23 protein-coding genes are annotated in these 15516 nt (G+C 64.7%); 21 read left to right on the top strand and 2 right to left on the bottom strand.

Annotated features, from left to right (window positions below):
* Positions 1 to 27: 27 nt before the first annotated feature.
* Both secD and yajC read right to left on the bottom strand, forming a co-directional pair.
* Positions 28 to 1923, bottom strand: a complete 1896-nt coding sequence (gene secD, locus BUE42_RS15460; protein ID WP_073466001.1) for a protein translocase subunit SecD — start codon at positions 1921 to 1923, stop codon at positions 28 to 30.
* A gap of 10 nt (positions 1924 to 1933) precedes the next feature.
* Entirely contained in the window at positions 1934 to 2266 is a 333-nt protein-coding gene (gene yajC / locus BUE42_RS15465) for a preprotein translocase subunit YajC (RefSeq protein WP_073466002.1), read from the bottom strand.
* Positions 2267 to 2574: 308 nt separating this feature from the next.
* Here yajC and rplN point away from each other — a divergent pair, with 308 nt between their 5' ends.
* The 21 genes from rplN (at position 2575) to dsbD (ending at position 15491) form a co-directional block, all read left to right on the top strand.
* Positions 2575 to 2943, top strand: coding sequence for a 50S ribosomal protein L14 (rplN, locus tag BUE42_RS15470; RefSeq protein WP_011831006.1), 369 nt, complete (start codon positions 2575 to 2577; stop codon positions 2941 to 2943).
* A 25-nt stretch (positions 2944 to 2968) separates the two neighbouring features.
* On the top strand, positions 2969 to 3286 hold the full coding sequence (gene rplX / locus BUE42_RS15475; protein WP_073466003.1) for a 50S ribosomal protein L24: 318 nt from the start codon (positions 2969 to 2971) through the stop codon (positions 3284 to 3286).
* Positions 3287 to 3296: 10 nt separating this feature from the next.
* Positions 3297 to 3836, top strand: a complete 540-nt coding sequence (rplE, locus tag BUE42_RS15480) for a 50S ribosomal protein L5 (RefSeq protein WP_047507690.1) — start codon at positions 3297 to 3299, stop codon at positions 3834 to 3836.
* A gap of 8 nt (positions 3837 to 3844) precedes the next feature.
* Positions 3845 to 4150 carry a 30S ribosomal protein S14 gene (gene rpsN / locus BUE42_RS15485; RefSeq protein WP_073466004.1) on the top strand — a complete coding sequence of 102 codons (306 nt, stop codon included), beginning with the start codon at positions 3845 to 3847 and terminating at the stop codon, positions 4148 to 4150.
* A 27-nt stretch (positions 4151 to 4177) separates the two neighbouring features.
* The gene (gene rpsH, locus BUE42_RS15490; protein WP_073466005.1) at positions 4178 to 4573 is read left to right on the top strand and encodes a 30S ribosomal protein S8; all 396 of its coding nucleotides are present in this window, start codon (positions 4178 to 4180) and stop codon (positions 4571 to 4573) included.
* Between the two features lie 15 nt (positions 4574 to 4588).
* Positions 4589 to 5122, top strand: a complete 534-nt coding sequence (gene rplF, locus BUE42_RS15495) for a 50S ribosomal protein L6 (RefSeq protein ID WP_073466006.1) — start codon at positions 4589 to 4591, stop codon at positions 5120 to 5122.
* Positions 5123 to 5134: 12 nt separating this feature from the next.
* Positions 5135 to 5500 (top strand): 50S ribosomal protein L18, encoded by a 366-nt coding sequence (rplR, locus tag BUE42_RS15500; RefSeq protein ID WP_073466007.1) that lies wholly within the window; start codon positions 5135 to 5137, stop codon positions 5498 to 5500.
* Positions 5501 to 5544: 44 nt separating this feature from the next.
* Complete coding sequence (gene rpsE / locus BUE42_RS15505) at positions 5545 to 6063, top strand: 30S ribosomal protein S5 (RefSeq protein WP_056805286.1); 519 nt, start codon at positions 5545 to 5547, stop codon at positions 6061 to 6063.
* Between the two features lie 20 nt (positions 6064 to 6083).
* Positions 6084 to 6266, top strand: coding sequence for a 50S ribosomal protein L30 (rpmD, locus tag BUE42_RS15510; protein ID WP_047507678.1), 183 nt, complete (start codon positions 6084 to 6086; stop codon positions 6264 to 6266).
* Between the two features lie 14 nt (positions 6267 to 6280).
* Positions 6281 to 6712, top strand: coding sequence for a 50S ribosomal protein L15 (gene rplO, locus BUE42_RS15515; RefSeq protein ID WP_073466008.1), 432 nt, complete (start codon positions 6281 to 6283; stop codon positions 6710 to 6712).
* A 48-nt stretch (positions 6713 to 6760) separates the two neighbouring features.
* Positions 6761 to 8071, top strand: a complete 1311-nt coding sequence (secY, locus tag BUE42_RS15520) for a preprotein translocase subunit SecY (RefSeq protein ID WP_073466009.1) — start codon at positions 6761 to 6763, stop codon at positions 8069 to 8071.
* 39 nt (positions 8072 to 8110) lie between these two features.
* Positions 8111 to 8329 (top strand): translation initiation factor IF-1, encoded by a 219-nt coding sequence (gene infA / locus BUE42_RS15525; protein ID WP_047489367.1) that lies wholly within the window; start codon positions 8111 to 8113, stop codon positions 8327 to 8329.
* A 60-nt stretch (positions 8330 to 8389) separates the two neighbouring features.
* Positions 8390 to 8503, top strand: coding sequence for a 50S ribosomal protein L36 (gene rpmJ / locus BUE42_RS15530; protein WP_011830995.1), 114 nt, complete (start codon positions 8390 to 8392; stop codon positions 8501 to 8503).
* A 36-nt stretch (positions 8504 to 8539) separates the two neighbouring features.
* Positions 8540 to 8905: a 30S ribosomal protein S13 gene (gene rpsM, locus BUE42_RS15535; protein ID WP_056805297.1), complete on the top strand. Its 366-nt coding sequence runs from the start codon at positions 8540 to 8542 to the stop codon at positions 8903 to 8905.
* Between the two features lie 17 nt (positions 8906 to 8922).
* A complete protein-coding gene (gene rpsK, locus BUE42_RS15540) occupies positions 8923 to 9324 on the top strand; it encodes a 30S ribosomal protein S11 (protein WP_025495798.1) in 402 nt (133 codons plus the stop codon).
* A gap of 162 nt (positions 9325 to 9486) precedes the next feature.
* Positions 9487 to 10110, top strand: a complete 624-nt coding sequence (gene rpsD, locus BUE42_RS15545; RefSeq protein WP_047507670.1) for a 30S ribosomal protein S4 — start codon at positions 9487 to 9489, stop codon at positions 10108 to 10110.
* Positions 10111 to 10276: 166 nt separating this feature from the next.
* The gene (rpoA, locus tag BUE42_RS15550; protein ID WP_056805299.1) at positions 10277 to 11263 is read left to right on the top strand and encodes a DNA-directed RNA polymerase subunit alpha; all 987 of its coding nucleotides are present in this window, start codon (positions 10277 to 10279) and stop codon (positions 11261 to 11263) included.
* A gap of 73 nt (positions 11264 to 11336) precedes the next feature.
* Positions 11337 to 11726 (top strand): 50S ribosomal protein L17, encoded by a 390-nt coding sequence (gene rplQ, locus BUE42_RS15555; RefSeq protein ID WP_073466010.1) that lies wholly within the window; start codon positions 11337 to 11339, stop codon positions 11724 to 11726.
* Between the two features lie 114 nt (positions 11727 to 11840).
* On the top strand, positions 11841 to 12758 hold the full coding sequence (locus tag BUE42_RS15560; protein ID WP_073466011.1) for an ATP-binding cassette domain-containing protein: 918 nt from the start codon (positions 11841 to 11843) through the stop codon (positions 12756 to 12758).
* Between the two features lie 33 nt (positions 12759 to 12791).
* Positions 12792 to 13577, top strand: a complete 786-nt coding sequence (locus BUE42_RS15565) for an ABC transporter permease (protein ID WP_073466012.1) — start codon at positions 12792 to 12794, stop codon at positions 13575 to 13577.
* 39 nt (positions 13578 to 13616) lie between these two features.
* The gene (gene dsbD, locus BUE42_RS15570) at positions 13617 to 15491 is read left to right on the top strand and encodes a protein-disulfide reductase DsbD (RefSeq protein WP_073466013.1); all 1875 of its coding nucleotides are present in this window, start codon (positions 13617 to 13619) and stop codon (positions 15489 to 15491) included.
* Positions 15492 to 15516 lie beyond the last annotated feature (25 nt).

Here is a 15516-nt window from a genome sequence, read left to right on the forward strand (position 1 = left end):
TGCCTGCTTGTTCTGGTGTTGCGTGGATCAGCCTTGCGACGGCTGGTCGCCCGGCGCGGCCGGTGCTGCGCCTTGCGGACGCCAGACCTGGCCGATCGACACGCCCTTGAGCTTCTTCTTGCTGCCGTACCAGAGGTTCACCAGGCCACGCGAGAACATCACGGCCGAGAACATCGACGTCAGGATGCCGAGGCAGTGCACGACCGCGAAGCCCTTGATCGGGCCGGAGCCGAAGGCCAGCAGCGCGACGCCGGCGATCAGCGTCGTGACGTTCGAGTCGAGGATGGTCGCGAACGCGCGCTCGTAGCCGGCGTTGATCGCCGTCTGCGGCGCTGCGCCGTTGCGCAATTCTTCACGCACCCGCTCGTTGATCAGCACGTTGGCGTCGATCGCCATGCCCAGCGTCAGCGCGATGGCGGCCACGCCCGGCAGCGTCAGCGTGGCCTGCAGCATCGACAGCACCGCCACCAGCAGCAGCAGGTTGAAGGCCAGCGCCAGTGTCGAGAACACGCCGAACAGCATGTAGTAGCAGCACATGAACAGCGCGATCGCGGCGAACCCGCCCATCACGCTGTGGAAGCCCTTGGCGATGTTGTCGGCGCCGAGCGTCGGGCCGATCGTGCTCTCTTCGATGATGTCCATCGGCGCGGCCAGCGAGCCGGCGCGCAGCAGCAGCGCGGTGTCGGTGGCCTCGGACGGCGTCATCGAGCCGGAGATCTGGAAGCGGTTGCCCAGTTCGCCCTGGATCACCGGGGCGGTCACGACCTCGCCCTTGCCCTTCTCGAACAGGATGATCGCCATGCGCTTGCCGATGTTCTCGCGCGAGGTGTCGCGCATGATGCGCGCGCCCTTGGCGTCGACGGTCAGGTCGACCTTCGGCTGCTGGGTCTGGCTGTCGAAGCCGGGTTGCGCATCGGTCAGGCTGTCGCCGGTCAGCACGACGTTGCGCTTGACGATGATCGAGCGGCCGCCGCGTTCGACGAAGCGCTCGGTGCCGAACGGCACCGGCCCGCTGCCATTGGCCGCGGCGCTCGCCTCGGCGCTGTCGTCGACCATGCGCAGCTCGAGCGTCGCGGTGCGGCCGAGCGTCTGCTTCGCCCGTGCCGTGTCCTGCACGCCGGGCAGCTCGACGACGACGCGATCGATGCCCTGCTGCTGGATCACCGGTTCGGCGACGCCGAGTTCGTTGACGCGGTTGTGCAGCGTCGTGATGTTCTGCTTGATCGCGGCATCCTGGACCAGGCGGGCGGCCGCCGGTTTCAGCACGCCGGACATGCGGATCTCGGTCCCGTCGGGCGTCTCGGTCCACTGCAGGTCGGGCAGCTGTTCAGTCAGCAGCGCGCGCGCCGCATTCACCGTCTCGCGATCGCGGAAGCGCACGTCGACGGTGTTGCCGTCGCGCGTGATGCCGGCGTGGCGCAGGTTCTTGTCGCGCAACAGCGTGCGGATGTCGCCGGTCAGCGCCTCGGCCTTCTTGGTCAGCGCCGACTTCATGTCGACCTGCATCAGGAAGTGCACGCCGCCGCGCAGGTCGAGGCCGAGGTACATCGGCAGCGCATGGATCGCGCTCAGCCAGTGCGGCGAGCGCGACAGCAGGTTCAGCGCGACGACATAGCTCGGGTCGTTCTCGTTGGGGTTCAGCGCGCGGCTGATCGCATCCTTGGCCTTGGCCTGGGTGTCGAGGTCGCTGAAGCGGGCGCGCACCGAGCTACCGTCGAACTCGACGAAGTCGGGCTGGATGCCGGCGGTTGCCAGCACCTGCGACACGCGCTGCGTCATCGACGAATCGAGCTTCAGCGTCGGCTTGCCGCTGCTGATCTGCACCGCCGGTGCTTCACCGAATACATTGGGCAGCGTGTACAACAGGCCGACCACCAGTGCGATCGCGAGGATCGCGTACTTCCACCACGGATAGCGATTCATGGCGCGCTGCTTACTTGACCGTGCCCTTGGGCAGCACTTGCACGACGGAGCTGCGCTGCACCTGCACCTCGACGCCGTTGGCGATCTCGACGTGGATGAAGGTCTCGCCCAGCTTGGCGACCTTGCCGAGCAGCCCGCCGGCGATCACGACCTCGTCGCCCTTGGCGATGGCCTCGATCATCGCCTTGTGCTCTTTCTGCCGCTTCATCTGCGGACGGATCATCACGAAGTACATCACCACGAACAGCAGCACGAACGGCAGCATGCCGGTGATGCCGCCGCCAAACGGCGACTGGGCGCCTGCAGCGGGAGCGGCCTGGGCAAAAGCTTCGGAAATGAACACGTGAGAACCCTCAGTGGACGCCCCTGCGTGCCAGACGGCCCCGGGGCAGAAATGAAAAGTCCGCGATTGTAGGTTGTGGCGCGAGCGCAAAGTCCTGGCGCTGCGCCCGGTTTCTTTTGGCGGGCCTTGTTGACAGCGCCTTCAGAAGTCCTCCATAATCCGCAGCTTCGCCGAAACGCCCGTTTGGCCTCATGTCGAAATGGTTGCAAGAGCACCAGATCGATGCGAGAGCAAAACGAGCTCCGGCTCCGCCCACACCACGGGCCCAAGACTGACTGCGCTTGCGCAGTACAAGTTGGGGACAGAACATGATTCAAATGCAATCGCGGCTTGATGTCGCGGACAACACTGGCGCGAAATCCGTCATGTGCATCAAGGTGCTCGGCGGCTCGAAGCGTCGTTACGCCGGCATCGGTGACGTGATCAAGGTCAGCATCAAGGAAGCTGCGCCGCGTGGTCGCGTGAAGAAGGGCGAGGTCTACAGTGCCGTCGTCGTTCGCACCGCCAAGGGCGTTCGCCGCCAGGACGGCTCGCTGGTCAAGTTCGACGGCAATGCCGCCGTCCTGCTGAACGCCAAGCTCGAGCCCATCGGCACCCGCATCTTCGGCCCGGTCACGCGTGAACTGCGTACCGAGCGCTTCATGAAGATCGTTTCGCTCGCACCTGAAGTGCTCTGAGCTGAGACAAGTCAAAGGACGAGCCATGAACAAGATTCGTACAGGCGACGAGGTCATCGTGTTGACCGGTCGCGACAAGGGCAAGCGCGGCAAGGTGATCGCGCGCATCGATGCTGACCACCTGACGGTCGACGGCGTGAACGTCGTCAAGAAGCATGTGAAGCCGAACCCGATGAAGGGCGCCACCGGCGGCATCGTCGACAAGGTCATGCCGATCCACCAGTCGAACATCGCCATCTTCAATGCGGCGACCGGCAAGGGCGAGCGCGTGGGCATCAAGTTGCTGTCTGACGGCAAGAAGGTCCGCGTGTTCAAGTCCAGCGGCGAAGAAATCAAGGCATAAGAGGTCAGCCATGGCACGTTTGCAACAGTTTTACCGCGAGAAGGTCGTTCCCGATCTCGTGACGAAGTTCGGCTACGTCTCGACGATGCAGGTTCCCCGCATCACGAAGATCACGCTCAACATGGGCGTGAGCGAGGCAGTCTCCGACAAGAAGGTCATGGAACACGCCGTCAGCGACCTGACCAAGATCGCCGGCCAGAAGCCCGTGGTCACCAAGTCGAAGAAGGCGATTGCCGGCTTCAAGATTCGTGACGGCGTGCCCATCGGCTGCATGGTCACGCTGCGCGGCGTCCAGATGTATGAATTCCTCGACCGGTTCGTGACGATCGCGCTGCCGCGCGTTCGTGACTTCCGCGGCATCTCGGGTCGTTCGTTCGATGGCCGTGGCAACTACAACATCGGCGTCAAGGAACAGATCATCTTCCCCGAGATCGAGTACGACAAGGTCGATGCGCTGCGTGGTCTGAACATCAGCATCACGACGACTGCCAAGAGCGACGATGAAGCCAAGGCGCTCCTCGCTTCGTTCAAATTCCCGTTCAAGAACTGAGGTGGCCCGTGGCTAAGACATCCCTCATCCAGCGTGAACTGAAGCGCGAGCAACTGGTTGCCAAGTTCGCGAAGAAGTACACCGAGCTGAAGTCCACCGCGAACGACGCGAAGAAGTCCGACGAAGAGCGTTACGCCGCGCGCCTGGAGCTGCAAAAGCTGCCGCGCAACGCGTACCCGACCCGTCAACGCAATCGTTGCGAGCTGACCGGCCGCCCGCGTGGCACCTTCCGCAAGTTCGGCCTGGGCCGCAACAAGATCCGCGAACTCGCGTTCAAGGGCGACATCCCCGGTGTCGTCAAGGCCAGCTGGTAATCGGCAGGACGATCAGGAGATATTCGAATGAGCATGAGTGATCCTATCGCCGATCTGCTGACGCGCATCCGCAACGCACAGATGGTCCAGAAGACCTCCGTGACGATGCCGGCGTCGAAGCTGAAAGTGGCGATCACACAAGTCCTGAAGGACGAGGGCTACATCGAGAGCTTTGCAGTGGTGGGCGAAAAGTCCAAGCCGCAGCTCGAGATCACGCTGAAGTACTACGCCGGCCGCCCGGTGATCGAACACATCGAGCGCGTCAGCCGCCCGGGTCTTCGGATCTACAAGGGCCGCCACGATATTCCGAGCGTGATGAACGGCCTCGGTGTCGCCATCGTGACCACGCCGAAGGGCGTGATGACGGATCGCAAGGCTCGCCAGGCCGGTATCGGCGGCGAAGTCCTTTGCTACGTCGCCTAAGGAACGGAGAAGCGAATGTCCCGCGTAGGAAAAATGCCGATCACCGTCCCGCAAGGCGTGGACGTGTCGATCACCGCTGAGAAGATCAGCGTCAAGGGTTCGCTCGGCACGCTGGTGCGCCAGGTGAACGGCCTGGTGGCCGTGAAGAACGAAGGCGGCAAGCTGATGTTCACGCCGGCCAACGACAGCGTCGAAGCCGATGCGATGTCGGGCACGATGCGCGCGCTGGTGGCCAACATGGTCAACGGCGTCAGCAAGGGCTTCGAGAAGAAGCTGACGCTGGTGGGCGTGGGCTTTCGTGCCCAGGCTGCTGGCTCGAAGCTGAACCTGCAGATCGGTTTCTCGCACCCGGTGGGGAAGGACATGCCGGCCGGCATCACGGTCACCTGCCCGACGCAGACCGAGATCTTGATCAAGGGATCCGACCGCCAGGTCGTCGGACAGATCGCCGCCGAAGTGCGCGCGATCCGGCCGCCCGAGCCCTACAAGGGCAAGGGCATCCGGTATGCCGACGAGAAGGTCGCCCTCAAAGAGACCAAGAAGAAGTAAGGAGCGAACGACATGTTGAACAAAAAAGATCAGCGCATCCGTCGCTCCCGCCAGACCCGTGCACGCATTGCGACGCAACGCGTGGCGCGCCTGACGGTCTTCCGCACCAACCTGCACATCTACGCCAGCGTCATTTCCGACGACGGCCAGAAGGTGCTCGCCACCGCCTCGACCGCCGAAGCCGATGTCCGCAAGGAACTGGGCGCCGCCGGCAAGGGTGGCAACGTGGCCGCTGCCACCGTCATCGGCAAGCGCATCGCCGAAAAGGCGAAGGCGGCTGGTGTCGAGAAGGTGGCGTTCGACCGCGCCGGTTTCGCATACCACGGCCGCATCAAGGCGCTGGCAGACGCGGCTCGCGAAGCCGGCCTGCAGTTCTGATGCCCTCGGGCGTCTGAGAATCGGCGAAGACAAGGAATTCGACAATGGCAAAGTTTCAACCCCGCGCTCAAACCGAAGGCAACGACGACGGCCTGAAGGAGAAGATGATCGCGGTCAACCGCGTCACCAAGGTCGTCAAGGGTGGTCGCACGCTGAGCTTCGCGGCACTGACCGTGGTCGGTGATGGCGATGGCCGCATCGGCATGGGCAAGGGCAAGGCGAAGGAAGTTCCGGTCGCCGTGCAGAAGGCGATGGAATCTGCCCGTCGCAACATGGTCAAGGTCTCGCTGAAGAACGGCTCGATCCACCACAAGGTGATCGGCGAGCACGGTGCTTCGCGCGTCCTGATGGCGCCGGCGAAGCCGGGTGACGGCATCATCGCCGGCGGCCCGATGCGCGCGGTGTTCGAAGTGATGGGCGTGACCGACATCGTCTGCAAGAGCCTCGGTTCGACCAACCCGTACAACCTCGTTCGTGCCACGCTGAATGCCCTGAAGCATGTCAGCACGCCGGCTGAGATCGCCGCCAAGCGTGGCCTGTCCGTCGAGCAGATCCTCGGCTGAACGGCACGCGGAGAAACATCATGGCTGACAAGAAAACCGTCAAGATCAAGCTGGTCCGCAGCATCGCCGGCACGCGCGAGTCGCACCGCGCGACCGTGCGCGGCCTGGGCCTGCGCAAGCTGAACAGCGAATCGACGCTGGAAGACACGCCGGCAGTGCGCGGCATGATCACCAAGGTCCAGTACCTGGTCAAAGTGCTCTGAGCCGAGGAACGAACATGGAACTCAACAACATCAAGCCCGCCACGGGTGCCAAGCATGCCAAGCGCCGTGTCGGCCGTGGCATCGGCTCCGGCCTGGGCAAGACGGCCGGTCGCGGCCACAAGGGCCAGAAGTCGCGTTCGGGCGGCTATCACAAGGTCGGCTTCGAAGGCGGCCAGATGCCGCTGCAACGTCGCCTGCCGAAGCGCGGCTTCAAGTCAGCGCTGCTGAAGTACAACGCCGAAATCACGCTGGCCGACCTCGAGGTGCTGGCCGCCGATGAAGTCGACATGCTGACGCTGAAGCAAGCGGGCCTCGTCGGCCAGCTGGCCAAGGTGGTCAAGGTCATCAAGACCGGCGAGCTGACCAAGAAGGTCGTGCTCAAGGGCATTGGTGCGACCGCCGGCGCGAAGGCCGTGATCGAAGCCGCTGGCGGCTCGGTGGCGTAAGCCTTTTCGAACAGACTCAACCCACCCACTCACTCGGGACACGCTTCAGTGGCAACCAACGCGAATCAGCTGGCCAAGAGCGGCAAGTTCGGCGACCTCCGTCGCCGGCTCGTCTTCCTGGTGTTGGCGCTCGTCGTGTACCGCATCGGCGCGCACATCCCGGTGCCGGGCATCGATCCGAACCAACTGCAGGCGCTGTTCAAGGGCCAGCAGGGCGGGATCCTGAGCCTGTTCAACATGTTCTCGGGCGGAGCACTGTCGCGCTTCACCGTGTTCGCGCTGGGCATCATGCCGTACATCTCGGCGTCGATCATCATGCAACTGATGACCTACGTGGTGCCGAGCCTGGAAGCGCTGAAGAAGGAAGGCGAGTCGGGCCGCCGCAAGATCACGCAGTACACCCGCTACGGCACGCTGGGTCTCGCGGTGTTCCAGTCGCTGAGCATCGCGCTCGCACTGGAAGGCTCGCCTGGCCTGGTGGTCTCGCCCGGCTTCGGCTTCCGGATGACGGCGGTCGTGAGCCTGGTGGCCGGTACGATGTTCCTGATGTGGCTGGGTGAGCAGATCACCGAGCGCGGTCTGGGCAACGGCATCTCGATCCTGATCTTCGGTGGCATCGCGGCCGGTCTGCCGAATGCGATCGGCGGCCTGCTCGAGCTGGTGCGAACCGGCGCGATGGGTGTTCCGGTGATGCTGTTCATCCTGATCGTGATCGGCGCGGTGACCTATGCCGTGGTGTTCGTCGAGCGGGGCCAGCGCAAGATCCTCGTGAACTATGCGAAGCGCCAGGTCGGCAACAAGGTCTACGGCGGCCAGTCGTCGCACCTGCCGCTGAAGCTGAACATGTCGGGCGTGATCCCGCCGATCTTCGCGTCGTCGATCATCCTGCTGCCGGCCACCGTGGTGAGCTGGTTCGCAACGGGCGAAAGCCTGCGCTGGCTGAAGGACCTGGCCGGCCTGCTGTCCCCGGGCCAGCCGATCTACGTGATGCTGTATGCGGCCGCGATCGTGTTCTTCTGCTTCTTCTACACGGCGCTGGTGTTCAACAGCCGCGAGACGGCAGACAACCTGAAGAAGAGCGGCGCGTTCATTCCGGGCATCCGCCCGGGTGACCAGACGGCCAAGCACATCGACCGCATCCTGTCCCGCCTGACGCTGGCCGGTGCGATCTACATCACGCTGGTCTGCCTGCTCCCCGAATTTTTGGTGCTGAAGTACAACGTTCCGTTCTACTTCGGTGGAACCTCGCTGCTGATCATCGTGGTTGTCACGATGGACTTCTGGGCGCAGGTGCAGTCTTATGTGATGAGTCAGCAGTACGAGTCGCTGCTCAAGAAGGCGAATTTCAAGGCCAGCTGATGCTGGTGATCGACGAAGACAGTCACGAAACAGACAGGCATGGCGAAAGACGACGTCATTCAGATGCAAGGCGAGATTCTGGAGAATCTGCCGAATGCCACGTTTCGTGTGAAGTTGGAAAACGGGCACATCGTGCTGGGCCACATCTCCGGAAAAATGCGGATGCACTACATCCGCATCCTGCCCGGCGACAAGGTGACAGTCGAGTTGACGCCCTACGATTTGACGCGGGCCCGCATCGTGTTCCGGGCCAAGTGATTGTTCGGAACACGACGAGTTTGAATCAGGAAGCGCTCGAAAAGGGCCTAGGAGAAGAGTATGAAAGTTGCAGCATCGGTCAAGAAGATGTGCCGGAATTGCAAGGTCATCCGTCGCAAGGGCGTTGTGCGCGTGATCTGCACTGATCCGCGCCACAAGCAGCGCCAAGGCTGAACCTGGCCTTCGACGACAAGCGAATAGAGGAAGCACATGGCACGTATTGCTGGTATCAACATTCCGCCGCAAAAACACGCGGAGATCGGCCTGACGGCGATTTACGGCATCGGTCGCAGCACCGCGCAAAAGATTTGCGCAGTCTGCAATGTTCCGTTTGATCGCAAGATCAAGGACCTGACCGACACCGACCTGGAGAAAATCCGGGAAGAAATCGGCCGCATGACGATCGAAGGCGACCTGCGCCGCGAGATGTCCATCAACATCAAGCGATTGATGGACCTCGGGTGCTACCGTGGTTTCCGTCATCGCCGTGGCCTGCCGGTTCGCGGCCAGCGCACGAAGACGAATGCGCGCACTCGCAAGGGCCCGCGCAAGTCCGGCGCCCTGGTCAAGAAGTGATTTGAGAGAAGGTCGATATGGCTAAAGCACCGAATACCGCTGCCCAGCGCGTGCGCAAGAAGGTCCGCAAGAATGTTGCGGACGGCATTGCCCACGTTCACGCATCGTTCAACAACACGATCATCACGATCACCGATCGTCAGGGCGGCGCGCTGTCCTGGGCTTCGAGCGGCGGCCAGGGCTTCAAGGGCTCGCGCAAGTCGACCCCCTTCGCAGCCCAGGTGGCAGCTGAAGTCGCCGGTCGTGCTGCCCAGGAACAGGGCATCAAGAACCTCGACGTGCGGATCAAGGGCCCCGGCCCGGGTCGTGAATCGTCGGTGCGCGCCCTGGCTTCGCTGGGCATCCGCATCAACTCGATTTCCGACGTGACGCCGGTGCCGCACAACGGCTGCCGTCCGCAGAAGCGTCGTCGCATCTGATCGTTGAAGTTTTTCTCGTCGCCGGCGGGTGCCCAGCACCGCGCCGGCGCATTCGTTAGGCCATCAGGCCTCAAGCCCACCGTCCGAGCGCCCAGAACAACACTCGCCGGACTCGCATGAGCTTCAAGAGAAGCCCATGTCAGATTGACCAAAGGAAGCAACGTGGCACGTTATCTTGGCCCCAAGGGCAAACTCGCCCGCCGTGAAGGCACCGACCTGTTCCTGAAGAGCGCCCGTCGCGCCATCGGTGACAAGGTCAAGTTCGACAGCAAGCCCGGCCAGCATGGCCGCACCTCCGGCTCGCGCACCTCCGACTTCGGCCTGCAGCTTCGCGAGAAGCAGAAGGTCAAGCGCATGTACGGCGTGCTGGAGCGCCAGTTCCGCCGCTACTTCGCCGAGGCCGAGCGCCGCAAGGGCAACACCGGTGCCAACCTGCTGCTGCTGCTGGAATCGCGCCTGGACAATGTCGTCTACCGCATGGGCTTCGGCTCGACCCGCGCCGAAGCGCGCCAGCTGGTGTCGCACAAGGCGATCACGGTGAACGGCGCCACGGTCAACATCGCGTCGTACCTGGTCAAGGCCGGCGACACGGTGGCAGTGCGCGACAAGTCGAAGAAGCAGCTGCGCATCACCGACTCGGTCAAGCTGGCCGAATCGCAAGGCATGCCGAACTGGGTGCAGGTCGATGCGAGCAAGCTGGAAGGCGTGTTCAAGAAGGCGCCGGACCGCGACGAATTCGGCGCGGACATCAAGGAAGCGCTGATCGTTGAGTTGTATTCGCGTTGATGCCCGTCCTGGCCGCGCCGACGCCGCCTGTGCAGGTGGCGTGGGGCGGCCCGTCCGCGTTTCGCGCGTCCCTCGATTTCCCTGGTGCGGCCGTGGCACCCGCCGTGGCCGTTGGTCCCTCAGCCTTATCGGTGTAACGAACCGAGGGTATTGAAAGAAAGACCTCATGCAAACAAATCTGCTCAAACCCAAAGCCATCAATGTGGAGCCGCTGGGCGGCAACCGCGCCAAGGTCACGCTCGAACCGTTCGAGCGCGGCTACGGCCACACGCTGGGCAATGCGCTGCGTCGCGTGCTGCTGTCGTCGATGGTGGGGTATGCGCCGACCGAAGTGACGATCGCCGGCGTGCTCCACGAGTACTCGACCGTCGATGGCGTCCAGGAAGACGTGGTTCACATCATGCTGAACCTGAAGGGCGTCGTGTTCCGCCTGCACAACCGCGACGAAGTGACGCTGGTGCTGCGCAAGGAAGGTGAAGGCCCCGTCACCGCCGGCGACATCCAGACGCCGCACGACGTGGAAATCATCAACCCGGATCACGTCATCGCCCACCTGTCGCAAGGCGGCAAGCTGGACATGCAGATCAAGGTCGAGAAGGGCCGCGGCTACGTGCCGGGCACGCTGCGCCGTTATGGCGACGAGCCGACCAAGTCGATCGGCCGCATCGTGCTGGACGCGTCGTTCTCGCCGGTCGCCCGCGTCAGCTACACGGTCGAGAGCGCCCGCGTCGAGCAGCGCACCGACCTGGACAAGCTGGTGATGGAGATCATCACGAACGGCGCGATCACGCCGGAAGAAGCGATCCGCGCCTCGGCGAAGATCCTGGTGGAACAGCTGGCCGTGTTCGCGCAGCTGGAAGGCAGCGAGATCGCCGCGTTCGACCAGCCGGCCCAGCGCAGCACGCAGTTCGATCCGATCCTGCTGCGCCCGGTCGACGAGCTCGAGCTGACGGTGCGTTCGGCCAACTGCCTGAAGGCCGAAAACATCTACTACATCGGCGACCTGATCCAGCGCACCGAGACCGAGCTGCTGAAGACCCCGAACCTGGGTCGCAAGTCGCTGAACGAAATCAAGGAAGTGCTTGCCTCGCGTGGTCTCACGCTCGGCGCACGCCTGGAGAACTGGCCCCCGCAGGGCCTGGACAAACGCTGAGGCGTTTGATCGTGCAAGCCCCAGTACCTGATACGGCTGGGGTTCTATAAGTCAGTCAAGAAAGGAAAGCACCATGCGCCACCGTAACGGCCTACGCAAACTCAACCGCACTTCGGAGCACCGCGCCGCGATGCTGCGCAACATGTGCAACTCGCTGCTGCAGCACGAAGCGATCAAGACCACGGTCCCCAAGGCCAAGGAACTGCGCCGCGTCGTCGAGCCGCTGATCACGCTGGCCAAGGAGCCGACGCTGGCAAACCGCCGCCTCGCCTTCGACCGCACGCGCGACCGCGACATCGTCACGAAGCTCTTCAACGAACTGGGCCCGCGCTACAAGGCGCGCCCGGGCGGCTACACCCGCATCCTGAAGATGGGCTTCCGCATCGGCGACAACGCGCCGATGGCGTTCGTCGAGCTGGTCGACCGCCCGGAAGTGGCTGACGAGGCGACCGCCGAAGCCTGAGCTTTCACGCGTTGAACCGAGAAGGGCTGGCCGTTTCGATGGCTGGCCCTTTTTCATTGGGGCCACCGATCGTCGCCCGCCCGCGACCCGCGGGGCTTTGGCACACTGCAGCCCATGCCCGAGCCGATCTTCCGCATCTCCCACCTGTTCAAGAAGTTCGGCGACAACCAGGTCGTCAATGACCTGTCGCTGGAGATCCGTCCCGGCGAATGCCTCGGTGTGATCGGCCCCAACGGTGCCGGCAAGACCACCACGATCCGCATGTGCCTCGGCCTGGTGGGCCCCGATTCGGGCGAGGTCGAGGCCTTCGGCCTGCCGATCCCGCAGGAAGTGCGCGAGGCGAAGAAGCGCATCGGTGTCGTCACGCAGTTCGACAGCCTCGATCCCGACTTCAGCTGTGCCGAGAACCTGCGGGTGTACGGCCGCTACTTCGGGCTGTCGAAGGCGGTGATCGACGCGCGCATTCCCAAGCTGCTCGAGTTTTCGGCGCTGCAGGCCAAGGCCGATGCGAAACCCGGCGAACTGTCCGGCGGCATGCGGCGGCGTCTGAGCCTGGGCCGGGCGCTGATCAACGACCCCGACCTGTTGCTGCTGGACGAGCCGACCACCGGTCTCGACCCGCAGGCGCGCCACCTGATGTGGGAACGGCTGCAGAACCTGCTGCAGCAGGGCAAGGCCATCCTGCTGACCACGCACTTCATGGACGAGGCCGAGCGCCTGTGCGACCGCTTGCTGGTGCTCGACCACGGCCGCAAGATCGCCGAAGGCACGCCGCGCGGGCTGATCGGCGAGCACCTCGAGAGCGACGTCGTCGAGGTCTTCGGCGACGGGGCGCTCGCGACGGCGCAGCAGCATGGGGCGCTGGCCGAGCGGGTCGAGACGAGTGGCGAAACGGTGTTCTTCTACCTGAGCCGACCGCAGCCGCTGCTGCAGGCGCTGGCGCAGCACCACGACATCCGCACGCTGCACCGGCCGGCCAACCTCGAGGACCTGTTCCTCAAGCTCACCGGCCGGCAGATCCGCGATGAATGACGACCGCCGACCCCGCCGCACCGGAGCCCCGACATGCTGATCTCGTTCTACGCCGCCCCGCGCATCACCGCCCGCTTCTGGCCGGTGGTGCTGCGCAACCTGCTGGTGTGGCGCAAGCTGGCGGTGCCAAGCGTGCTGGGCAACATCGCCGAGCCGCTGATCACGCTGGTGGCCTTCGGCTACGGGCTCGGCTCGATGATCGGCCAGGTGCAGGGCCTGCCGTACATCGAGTACCTGGCGTCGGGCAGCATTGCCGTCAGCGGTGCGCTCGCGGCGACCTTCGAGGCGCTGTACTCGGCGTACTCGCGCATGCAGGTGCAGCGCACCTGGGACAGCATCATGAACGCGCCGATCGCGCTCGACGACATCGTGTTCGCCGAGATGCTGTGGGCCGCGATGAAGTCGGTGTTCACGGTGGCGGCGATCATGGCGGTGATCTTCGTGCTGGGCATCAGCCGGGCGCCGACGATGCTGCTGGCGCTGCCGCTGCTGTGCTTCGTCGGCGTGACCTTCGCGTCGATCGCGCTGGTGTTCAACGCGCTCGCGCAGGGCTACGACTTCTTCACCTACTACTTCACGCTGGTGATGACGCCGATGACCTTCCTGTCGGGCGTGTACTTCCCGATCGAGCAGATGCCCGGCTGGCTGCAGGTGATTGCGCACGTGCTGCCGCTCACCGCGGCGGTCGACCTGGTGCGGCCGCTGATCCTCGGGCAATGGCCGCAGCAGGTGTGGGGTCCGATGCTGGTGCTCGCCGCCTATGCACTCGGCGGCTATTACCTGGCATTGGTGCTCACCCGGCGCCGATTCTTCAAGTAGCGGCACGGAACCTGTCGCGTGCCTTCGACTCCCCACCCCATGCGTGCACTGAACACTTTCACCGTCTGGTACCGATTGGCGGCCGTGCTGATGATGGCCGCGGCGCTCTCGGTGGCGCCCGCTGCCGTGCGCGCCGCGGACGATTTTCTCGATCCGGAAGTGGCGTTTCGCTTCGATGCGAAGCCGCTCGACGCGAAGAGCGTCGAGGTCAGCTTCGCGATCGCGCCGGGCTACTACCTCTATCGCGAGCAGTTCCGGTTTGCGGCCGAAGGCGCGACGCTCGGCGAGCCGGTCATCCCGGCGGGCAAGGTGAAGTTCGACGAGACCTTCCAGAAGAACGTCGAGACCTACCGCGACGTGATCCGCATCGTCGTGCCGGTGCAGCAGGCGTCGCCGCGCTTCACGCTCGCGGTGACGAGCCAGGGCTGTGCCGACAAGGGGCTGTGCTACCCGCCGCGCGAATCGCGTGCGGAAGTAGGGCTGAGCGGATTCGGCGGTGACGGCTCGATCCGCCTGGTGGCCGCCGGCGGCGGCGGTGCGCTGTCTTCGGGTGCGGTGCTGTCCACCAGCGCAGCGGCCACCGCGCCGACGCCTTCGGTGACGTCTACCACGTCAACCTCCACCGACAGCGCCGGCATCGACGCCGCATTGCGTGGCGGCCGATTCTGGACGGTCGTCGGTGTGTTCTTCCTGGCCGGCGTGCTGCTGTCGCTGACACCGTGCGTGCTGCCGATGCTGCCGATCCTGTCGTCGATCATCGTCGGGCAAGGGCACAGCGTGACGCGCTCGAGAGGCCTGGCGCTGGCGGCGAGCTACTCGCTCGGCATGGCGCTGGTCTACACCGCGTTCGGCGTGGCCGCCGGGCTGGCCGGTGTCGGGCTCGCCGCGGCACTGCAGAACCCGTGGGTGCTGGGCACGTTCGCGCTGGGGCTGGTGGCACTCGCGGTGTCGATGTTCGGCGTCTACGAATTGCAGTTGCCAGCGGCGCTGACCGGGCGGCTCACCGAAGCCTCGCAGCAATTGCCGGCCGGCCGAATGGCCAGCGTGTTCGCGATGGGTGGCGTGTCGGCGTTGATCGTGAGCCCCTGCGTGGCGGCGCCATTGGCCGGCGCGCTGGTGTACCTGAGCCAGACGCGCGATGTCCTGCTGGGCGGCACGGCGCTGTTCTCGCTCGCGGCCGGCATGAGCATCCCGCTGCTGCTGGTGGGTGCCTCGGCCGGCACCTTGCTGCCGCGGGCCGGCGCGTGGATGGACGGCGTGAAGCGCCTCTTCGGGCTGATGCTGCTCGCGGTCGCGCTGTACACGGTGCAGCCGGTGCTGCCGTCGACGCTGGCGCTCGCGCTGTGGGGTGCGTTGCTGATCGGTGCAGCGGTGGTGGCCCTGGCTGGCGGTGCGCATGCGGCCGCGACGGCACCGGGCACGCTGTTGCGCAAGTCGGGTGCGGCGGTACTGGCGTTGCTGGGCACCTTGCAGCTGGTGGGCGCGGCCTCGGGCGGAACGGATCCGCTGCAGCCGCTCGGGCATCTGCGTGGCGGCGGCACGGTCGCCGCATCGCACGGACCGGTGTTCGGATCGGTGCGCAGCGTGGCCGAGCTCGATGCCGCGCTGCGCAGCGCGGGGCGACCGGTGATGCTCGATTTCTATGCCGACTGGTGCGTGTCGTGCAAGGAGATGGAGCGTTTCACGTTCACCGATGCGGCCGTGCAGGCGAAGCTGTCGAACGCGCTGCTGTTGAAGGCCGACGTGACGAAGAACGACGACGACGACCGTGCGCTGCTGAAGCGCTTCAGCCTGTTCGGCCCGCCGGGCACGATCTTCTTCGGTGCCGATGGGCGCGAATTGCAAGGCACCCGCGTGATCGGCTTCCAGAAGGCCGAAGAGTTTCTCGTGACATTGCAGCGGGCCGGTCTGTAAACCTCGCAATGTCCCCATCTCTTGT

It is taken from the genome of Rhizobacter sp. OV335 (assembly GCF_900142965.1).
Taxonomy (GTDB): domain Bacteria; phylum Pseudomonadota; class Gammaproteobacteria; order Burkholderiales; family Burkholderiaceae_C; genus Rhizobacter.

Bases quoted from the DNA above. Each gene is read 5' to 3' on its own strand.
- secD (WP_073466001.1), bottom strand. From the start codon at position 1,923: ATGAATCGCTATCCGTGGTGGAAGTACGCGATCCTCGCGATCGCACTG.
- rplN (WP_011831006.1), top strand. From the start codon at position 2,575: ATGATTCAAATGCAATCGCGGCTTGATGTCGCGGACAACACTGGCGCG.
- rplX (WP_073466003.1), top strand. From the start codon at position 2,969: ATGAACAAGATTCGTACAGGCGACGAGGTCATCGTGTTGACCGGTCGC.
- rplE (WP_047507690.1), top strand. From the start codon at position 3,297: ATGGCACGTTTGCAACAGTTTTACCGCGAGAAGGTCGTTCCCGATCTC.
- rpsH (WP_073466005.1), top strand. From the start codon at position 4,178: ATGAGCATGAGTGATCCTATCGCCGATCTGCTGACGCGCATCCGCAAC.
- rplF (WP_073466006.1), top strand. From the start codon at position 4,589: ATGTCCCGCGTAGGAAAAATGCCGATCACCGTCCCGCAAGGCGTGGAC.
- rplR (WP_073466007.1), top strand. From the start codon at position 5,135: ATGTTGAACAAAAAAGATCAGCGCATCCGTCGCTCCCGCCAGACCCGT.
- rpsE (WP_056805286.1), top strand. From the start codon at position 5,545: ATGGCAAAGTTTCAACCCCGCGCTCAAACCGAAGGCAACGACGACGGC.
- rpmD (WP_047507678.1), top strand. From the start codon at position 6,084: ATGGCTGACAAGAAAACCGTCAAGATCAAGCTGGTCCGCAGCATCGCC.
- rplO (WP_073466008.1), top strand. From the start codon at position 6,281: ATGGAACTCAACAACATCAAGCCCGCCACGGGTGCCAAGCATGCCAAG.
- infA (WP_047489367.1), top strand. From the start codon at position 8,111: ATGGCGAAAGACGACGTCATTCAGATGCAAGGCGAGATTCTGGAGAAT.
- rpmJ (WP_011830995.1), top strand. From the start codon at position 8,390: ATGAAAGTTGCAGCATCGGTCAAGAAGATGTGCCGGAATTGCAAGGTC.
- rpsM (WP_056805297.1), top strand. From the start codon at position 8,540: ATGGCACGTATTGCTGGTATCAACATTCCGCCGCAAAAACACGCGGAG.
- rpsK (WP_025495798.1), top strand. From the start codon at position 8,923: ATGGCTAAAGCACCGAATACCGCTGCCCAGCGCGTGCGCAAGAAGGTC.
- rpoA (WP_056805299.1), top strand. From the start codon at position 10,277: ATGCAAACAAATCTGCTCAAACCCAAAGCCATCAATGTGGAGCCGCTG.
- rplQ (WP_073466010.1), top strand. From the start codon at position 11,337: ATGCGCCACCGTAACGGCCTACGCAAACTCAACCGCACTTCGGAGCAC.
- BUE42_RS15560 (WP_073466011.1), top strand. From the start codon at position 11,841: ATGCCCGAGCCGATCTTCCGCATCTCCCACCTGTTCAAGAAGTTCGGC.
- BUE42_RS15565 (WP_073466012.1), top strand. From the start codon at position 12,792: ATGCTGATCTCGTTCTACGCCGCCCCGCGCATCACCGCCCGCTTCTGG.
- dsbD (WP_073466013.1), top strand. From the start codon at position 13,617: ATGCGTGCACTGAACACTTTCACCGTCTGGTACCGATTGGCGGCCGTG.